Annotated in this window: 8 protein-coding genes; 3 read left to right on the top strand and 5 right to left on the bottom strand. The window is 67.6% G+C overall.

The genetic code is table 11. The features are described from left to right. Both AC6RA4_RS21445 and AC6RA4_RS21450 read left to right on the top strand, forming a co-directional pair. On the top strand, positions 1-217 hold a 217-nt coding region (locus AC6RA4_RS21445; protein ID WP_500163777.1), incomplete at its 5' end, for an aldehyde dehydrogenase family protein. Then, positions 214-597 carry a hypothetical protein gene (locus AC6RA4_RS21450; protein ID WP_500163779.1) on the top strand — a complete coding sequence of 128 codons (384 nt, stop codon included), beginning with the start codon at positions 214-216 and terminating at the stop codon, positions 595-597. The genes AC6RA4_RS21445 and AC6RA4_RS21450, both read left to right, overlap by 4 nt. 12 nt (positions 598-609) lie before the next feature. Here the strand turns inward: AC6RA4_RS21450 and cueR are convergent, their stop codons facing one another. The 5 genes from cueR to AC6RA4_RS21475 all read right to left on the bottom strand — a co-directional run bounded on the left by cueR (position 610) and on the right by AC6RA4_RS21475 (position 6,010). Further along, positions 610-999, bottom strand: a complete 390-nt coding sequence (gene cueR / locus AC6RA4_RS21455; RefSeq protein ID WP_500163780.1) for a Cu(I)-responsive transcriptional regulator — start codon at positions 997-999, stop codon at positions 610-612. After that, positions 996-3,485, bottom strand: coding sequence for a heavy metal translocating P-type ATPase (locus tag AC6RA4_RS21460; protein WP_500163782.1), 2,490 nt, complete (start codon positions 3,483-3,485; stop codon positions 996-998). Before AC6RA4_RS21460 ends, cueR begins: the two co-directional genes overlap by 4 nt. Positions 3,486-3,566: 81 nt before the next feature. Continuing rightward, positions 3,567-3,992 (bottom strand): hypothetical protein, encoded by a 426-nt coding sequence (locus tag AC6RA4_RS21465; protein ID WP_500163783.1) that lies wholly within the window; start codon positions 3,990-3,992, stop codon positions 3,567-3,569. A 91-nt stretch (positions 3,993-4,083) separates the two neighbouring features. Then, the gene (gene rlmN / locus AC6RA4_RS21470; RefSeq protein ID WP_500163784.1) at positions 4,084-5,280 is read right to left on the bottom strand and encodes a dual-specificity RNA methyltransferase RlmN; all 1,197 of its coding nucleotides are present in this window, start codon (positions 5,278-5,280) and stop codon (positions 4,084-4,086) included. A gap of 124 nt (positions 5,281-5,404) precedes the next feature. Continuing rightward, positions 5,405-6,010, bottom strand: a complete 606-nt coding sequence (locus AC6RA4_RS21475; protein WP_500163785.1) for an alpha-ketoglutarate-dependent dioxygenase AlkB family protein — start codon at positions 6,008-6,010, stop codon at positions 5,405-5,407. A gap of 218 nt (positions 6,011-6,228) precedes the next feature. Between AC6RA4_RS21475 and AC6RA4_RS21480 the strand changes: the two genes are divergently transcribed. Beyond that, positions 6,229-7,313, top strand: a 1,085-nt coding sequence (locus tag AC6RA4_RS21480) for an Hsp70 family protein (protein ID WP_500163787.1), incomplete at its 3' end; no start/stop codon positions are given.

Here is a 7,313-nt window from a genome sequence, read left to right on the forward strand (position 1 = left end):
CTTTGGCCTGGCGTCGTACTTCTACGCCAAGGACCTGAGCCGCGTGTACAAGGTGGCCGAGGCGCTGGAATACGGCATCGTCGGCGTCAACACCGGCATCATCTCGACCGAGCTCGCCCCGTTCGGCGGCGTCAAGCAGTCCGGCCTCGGCCGCGAGGGCTCGCATCACGGCATCGAGGATTACCTCGAGATGAAATACGTCTGCCTCAGCGTATGAGGACGACCCTGAGGCGCGGGGAGGATCTCCCCGCGCCGCACGAGCTTCCGACCGAAGCGCATCTCCGCGCGTGGATGGCGGCGGCCCATACCGGTGCCGGTAGCCCGTGGCTGCCCGTCGATCTTGCCGAGGCGCTGGCGCGCTACGCGCTGCACCACGGCGAGGGCATCCGCATGATGGAGGCCGCCTCGCTCACCCTGCATGAACCGCCGCGCGACGTGGCGTGGGAGATCATCGGCGCAGACAGCGACGGTGAGAACTGGGAAGACCACGAGGACCCCGAGCGCGCCTTCCGCCTGTTCCGCGCCAAGCTGCGCAAGGCGCAGGGCGACGGCGTGCGGCTGCAATACAAGATCTGGCTCGGGCGCAAGCACAGCTGAACCGCCGTTCGCTCAGCTTTCGTCGGCCAGCCCCTGCAGGATCGGGCAATCCGGCCTGTGATCGCCATGGCAGGCCTCGACCAGCCGCGCCAGCGTAGCATGCATCTCGCGCAGCTGGGCGATCTTCTCCTCGATCTGCGCCAGATGCTCGGTCGCCAGCGCCTTGACGTCGGCGCTCTCGCGCGCCTCGTCCTCGTAAAGCCCCAGCAGGGTGCGGCAATCCTCGATGGTGAAGCCCAGCGCCCGGGCGCGGGCGAGGAAGGCGAGCTTGTGCAAGTCCTGCTCCGAGAAGGCGCGATAGCCGTTCTCCGAGCGCTGCGGGCGCACCAGCCCGATATCCTCGTAGTAGCGGATCGTCTTGGCCGGGATGCCCGCCCGCTCTGCCACCTGTCCGATGTTCATTCCGCCGCCTCCAGTGTCATGGGCTGCGCCTTCGCCGTCTCACGCGCCGGCGCAATCACCGGCGCCAGTCGGCGCAGCCGCAGCGCGTTGGTGAGCACGAAGACCGAGGACAGCGCCATCGCCCCCGCCGCCAGCATCGGCGACAGCAGCAGCCCGAAGGCCGGGTAGAGCACGCCCGCCGCGACCGGCACCAGCGCCACGTTGTAGCCGAAGGCCCAGAACAGGTTCTGCCGGATGTTGCGCAGCACCGCGCCGCTGACATGGAACGCCTCGACCACCCCCGAGAGCTCGCCCGAGACCAGCACGATATCGGCGCTCTCGATGGCGACGTCGGTGCCGGTGCCGATGGCGATGCCGACCTCGGCCTCGGCCAGCGCCGGGGCGTCGTTGATGCCGTCGCCGACAAAGGCCACCGGGCCGAAGCGCTCGCGCAGCGCCTTGACCGCGGCGAGCTTGCCCTCGGGCAGCACCTCGGCCTCGACATGGTCGATGCCCAGCTCGTCCGCGATGGCCTGCGCGGTGGCGCGTGTGTCGCCGGTGATCATCGCGACCTTGATGCCCTGCGCGTGCAGCGCCTCCAGCGCCGCCTTGGCGCCGGGCTTCACCCGGTCGGCCACGGCGAAGACCCCGGCGATGGCACCGTCGACGGCGACCAGAACCGGCGTCTGCCCGGATGCGGCGATCTCGTCATGTGCAGCCTCGAGCGGGCCAAGCGCGATACCCTCTCGCGCCATCAGCCGCTTGGCGCCCACCAGCAGCGCGTGGCCCTCCACCACGGCGGAAAGCCCGTGGCCGGCGATGGCCTCGCTGCGCTCCGGCTGGCTCAGCGCCGCGCCTTTGGCGGCGGCTTCCAACGCGCGGGCAATCGGGTGCTCCGAGCCCTGCTCGGCGCTGGCCGCGAGGCGCAGCACCTCGGAAGCGTCGAAGTTCGGCGCGGCCTCGGAGCGCACCAGCGCGGGCTTGCCCTCGGTCAGGGTGCCGGTCTTGTCGAAGGCCACAACGCGGCTCGCCTCGAGCGTCTGCAGCGCGTCGCCCTTGCGGAACAGAACGCCAAGCTCGGCGGCACGCCCGGTGCCAACCATGATCGAGGTCGGCGTGGCGAGCCCCATGGCGCAGGGGCAGGCGATGATCAGCACCGAGACCGCGGCCACCAGCGCATGGGTCAGCGCCGGCGACGGGCCGAAGACCATCCACACAAGGAAGGTCAGCGCGGCGGCGGCGATCACCGCGGGCACGAACCAGATCACCACCTTGTCGGCGAGCGCCTGAATCGGCAGCTTGGCGCCCTGCGCGTCTTCGACCATGGCGATGATCCGCGCCAGCATGGTGTCGCGCCCGACGGCGGTGGCGCGGAAGCTGAGCGCGCCCGAACCGTTCACCGTGCCGCCCACCACCGTGTCGCCGGGGCCCTTGCCCACCGGGACCGGCTCGCCGGTGATCATGCTCTCGTCGATATAGCTGGTGCCGGTGATCAGCTCGCCGTCCACCGCGATACGCTCGCCGGGGCGCACATGCACCACGTCGCCAAGCTGCACCTCGTCGATGGCGATCTCGGTGATCTGCCCGTCACGTTCGATCCGCGCCGTGGCCGGGCGCAGCCCGACCAGCCGCTTGATCGCGGCGCCGGTGCGGCCCTTGGCGCGGGCCTCGAGAAAGCGGCCCAGCAGGATCAGCGTGACGATGACGCCGGCGGCCTCGAAATAGACCGCGCGGGTGCCTTCGGGCAGCAGCCCCGGCAGGAACAGCGCCACGGTGGAATAGCCCCAGGCCGCCAGCGTGCCGAGCGCCACCAGAGAGTTCATGTCGGGCGCCCGCTTGACCAGCAGCGGCAGGCCGACCCGGTAGAAGCGGCGTCCGGGGAAAATCAGCACGGCGGTGATCAGCACGAATTGCAGCAGCCACGAGGCCTGCATGCCGATGCTGTTCATGATCAGGTCGTGAAAGCCGGGGATCAGGTGGCCGCCCATCTCGATGATGAAGACCGGCAGGGTGAGGACGGCGGCGACGATCAGGTCGCGCTTCAGCGCGCGATGCTCGGCGGCCTTGCGGGCCTCGTGCTCGGCACTGTCATCTCCGGCGGGGCGGGCCTTGTAGCCGGCCTGCGCGACGACGCGGGCCAGATCGGCGGCCTCGGCGCTGCCCGCCAGAAGCGTCACCTCGGCGGTCTCGCTGGCGAGGTTGACGCTGGCCTTCAGCACGCCGGGCACCGCGTTCAGCGCGCTCTCGACGCGGTTGACGCAGGAGGCGCAGCTCATGCCCTCGATGGCGAGCTTCACCTGCGCCTCGCGGGCCGGGTAGCCGGCGGAGGCGAGCGCCTCGCGCAACGCCTGAACGCCCGCCGAGCCCTCGACCGTCGCCATGCGGTTGGCGAGGTTGACGCTGGCTTCCTCGACGCCCGCAACGCCTGCGAGCGCCTTCTGCGCCCGGCCGGCACAGCCGCCGCAGTTCAGCTTGGTCACTTCGAATCGGATCGGTTCCGCGGCCATGGCAGACTCCTTTCGTCTGGTCTGGACCGGGATATAGTCCTTCCAGTGACTGGAAGGTCAAGGGGCGCGCCGCGCCCTGCGTCAGTTCAGCACGCAGCGCTGGCGCAGGCGGCATTCGCCGCAGAGCAGCGGCAGGCCGACCCGTTCGGCGGTATTCACCAGCGTCAGCACGTGAACCGGCGTGACCAGCATCGTTGCTTCGAGAAGCGCCTGCTCGCGGTCCTGCTCGGTGGCGGTGAGCACGAAACGGGCGATGGCGCGCTCGTCCTCGCTGCTGCTGGCGGCGCCTTGTTGCAGGATGAGAGGGCTGTGCCAGCCATGTCGGGTGAGCATCTCGGCCAGTTCGCCGAAGGCACGCAGACAGGCGCGGGTGCGGGTGAAGCCAAGCGCATCGCGCAACAAGAGCTGCGCCGAGGCCTCGTCATCGTCGCGCCAGAGCCGCAGCAGGTCGATGACCCAGCGCTCCGCTCGCCTCAGCTCGACGCGGTCGAACCGTTCATGTCGCATGGAAACTCTCCCAGCCAGTGTCTTTGCACGACCGGGCTGCCCGGGGTGGGCTGGCTGGGTGAGTTAATCCTGACTTTTTAAATCAGGTAAGTCAAGCGGCCCCGCTCGCGCCGGTCTCGGCGGCGATCTGGGCGCGGGACTTGCGGGCGCGTTCGGTGGCCGACTTGAGCTGGCCGCAGGCGGCCATGATGTCCTCGCCGCGCGGGGTGCGGATCGGCGAGGCGTAGCCGGCCTTGTAAACGATGTCGGCAAAGCGCTCGATGCGCTCCCAGTCCGAGCGCTGGTAGGGCGCGCCGGGCCATTCGTTGAAGGGGATCAGGTTGATCTTGGCGGGGATGCCCTTGATCAGGTTCACCAGACGGCGGGCGTCGGCGTCGCTGTCGTTCACGTCCTTGAGCATCACGTATTCGAAGGTGATGCGCTCGGAGTTTGACAGGCGCGGGTACTCGCGCAGGGCGTTCAGCAGCGTCTCGATGTTCCAGCGCTTGTTGATCGGCACCAGCTTGTTGCGCACCTCGTCGGTGGTAGCGTGGAAGCTCACCGCCATCAGGCAGCCGATCTCCTCGGCGCATTTGGCGATCTCGGGCACGACACCGGAGGTCGACAGCGTGATGCGGCGGCGCGACAGGGCGATGCCCTCGCCGTCCATGGCGATCTTCATCGCGTCACGCACGTTGTCGAAATTGTAGAGCGGCTCGCCCATGCCCATCAGCACGATGTTCGACAGCAGGCGCGGCCCGCTCTCGCCGGTGCCGGTGCCGGGCTCGGGCCACTCGTCGAGATCGTCGCGCGCCAGCATGATCTGGCCGACGATCTCCCCGGCGGTCAGGTTTCGCACCAGCTTCTGGGTGCCGGTGTGGCAGAACGAACAGGTCAGCGTGCAGCCGACCTGGCTCGAGATGCAGAGCGTGCCGCGGCCTTCCTCGGGGATGTAGACCACCTCGACCTCGTGGCCGCCGGCGATTCGGACGAGATACTTGCGGGTGCCGTCGGCCGAGACCTGCTTGGAGACGATCTCGGGCAGGGCGATCTCGAAATGCCCTTCGAGCTTGGCGCGGTAATCCTTGGCGAGATTGGTCATCTCGGCAAAGTCGCGCACGCCCCAGTGATAGACCCATTGCCAGATCTGGTTGACGCGCATCTTGGCCTGCTTTTCCGGCGTGCCCATCTCGATCAGGGCAGCACGAAGCGCCTCGCGGGTCAGGCCCACGAGGTTCAGCTTGCCGCCCTCGGGCAGCTTGCGGGGGATCGTCATCACGTCCTGCGTGATCGGCGCATCTGCGGCCATCTCGGTCATCCTCTGTCTGAAGAAGACGCCCCTATACAGGATTCGGCCAGAAAAACAAAGGCCGCGCTTGCCGGTGCCGCGCAGGATCGCGGAGCCGTGAGAACGGGCCTCCCGGGCCCGGCTCTCAGGTCACCACTCGAAGCGTCAGGTTGATGCGCCCGCCCTGCGGCAGCAGCGTCGAGGAGCCGAAGCGGATGCGGTCGACGCCGTGATGGCGCAGGCGCGCCTCCCCGCCCATCACCACCACTGCGCCGGAGCGCAGCCAGACCGACTCGGTCTTGCCGCCGCGCTCGGTATTGCCCATGCGAAAGAGCCCGTCATCGCCCAGCGAGACCGAGACCACCGGGCAGGCGAAATCCGCCTCGTCCTTGTCCTGGTGCAGACCCATGCGGGCGCCCTCGCCATACCAGTTAATCAGGCAGCATTCCGGCGCGCGGGCGCAACCCGCCACATCCTCCCAGATCGCCAGCACCTCGTCGGGGATCGGCGGCCAGTCCATGCCATCGGGGTGGCGCGGCTCGTAGCGGTAGCCGCGCCGGTCGGTGATCCAGCCGAAGCGCCCCGCCGCCGACATCCGCACCGACATCTTCTGCCCCCGCGGGGTCACCGGCTGGTAGAGCGGCGCGACGCGCAGACAATCGCGCAAACGCTCTATCAGCGCCTCCTGCGCCGGGCGGTCAAGATAGTCCGGGTAGATCCGAAAGCCGCGCTGTTCGATGTGATGTGCCATGGCCACTTTCTTCCGCAAAGGACGGCGCGTCGCAAAGAAAATCCCCGGATTCGCCGGATTCAGCCCCGGCACGGCGCTTGCAGCGCTGAAACCCCCTCCTTATATACCGTCCGAAGCCGCGAGGCCCCGGCCAAACGGTTACACAAACAGCGGGGCTGGATGCCGTAATCGGGTCCGACGCCTCGTGTCATCGCCTTGAATTGGAAAGGGATCGAAAGATGGGTAAAGTTATCGGTATCGACCTCGGCACCACGAACTCCTGCGTTGCCATCATGGACGGCAGCCAGGCGCGCGTGATCGAAAACGCCGAAGGCACCCGCACCACCCCCTCCATCGTCGCATTCGCCGACGATGAACGCCTCGTCGGCCAGCCCGCAAAGCGCCAGGCCGTCACCAACCCCGAAGCCACCATCTTTGCCGTCAAGCGTCTGATCGGCCGTCGCACCACCGACGCCGAAGTGACCAAGGATCAGGGCATCGTGCCCTACAAGATCGTCGACGGCGGCAATGGCGACGCATGGGTTGAAGCCAAGGGCGAGAAATACTCGCCGTCGCAGATTTCCGCCTTCATCCTCGGCAAGATGAAGGAAACCGCCGAGAGCTATCTCGGCGAAGAGGTGACCCAGGCGGTCATCACCGTGCCGGCCTATTTCAACGACGCCCAGCGTCAGGCCACCAAGGACGCCGGCAAGATCGCCGGTCTCGAAGTCCTGCGCATCATCAACGAGCCGACCGCGGCTGCGCTGGCCTATGGCCTCGACAAGAAAGAGTCGAAGACCATCGCCGTGTATGACCTCGGCGGCGGCACCTTCGACGTGACCATCCTCGAAATCGACGATGGCCTGTTCGAAGTGAAGTCCACCAACGGCGACACGTTCCTCGGCGGTGAAGATTTCGACATGCGGATCGTCAACTACCTTGCGGACGAGTTCAAGAAAGAGCACTCGGTCGACCTGACCAAGGACAAGATGGCCCTGCAGCGTCTCAAGGAAGCTGCCGAGAAGGCCAAGATCGAGCTGTCGAGCGCGACCCAGACCGAGATCAACCAGCCGTTCATCTCGATGGGCTCCAACGGCCAGCCGCTGCACATGGTCATGAAGCTGACCCGCGCCAAGCTGGAAAGCCTCGTCGGTGACCTGATCAAGAACTCGATCAAGCCCTGCCAGGCCGCTCTGAAGGACGCGGGCCTGTCCAAGGACGAGATCGACGAGGTCGTGCTGGTCGGCGGTCAGACCCGGATGCCGAAGGTCATCGAAGAGGTGACCAAGTTCTTCGGCAAGGAGCCGCACAAGGGTGTGAACCC

It is taken from the genome of Salipiger sp. (genome assembly GCF_059781815.1).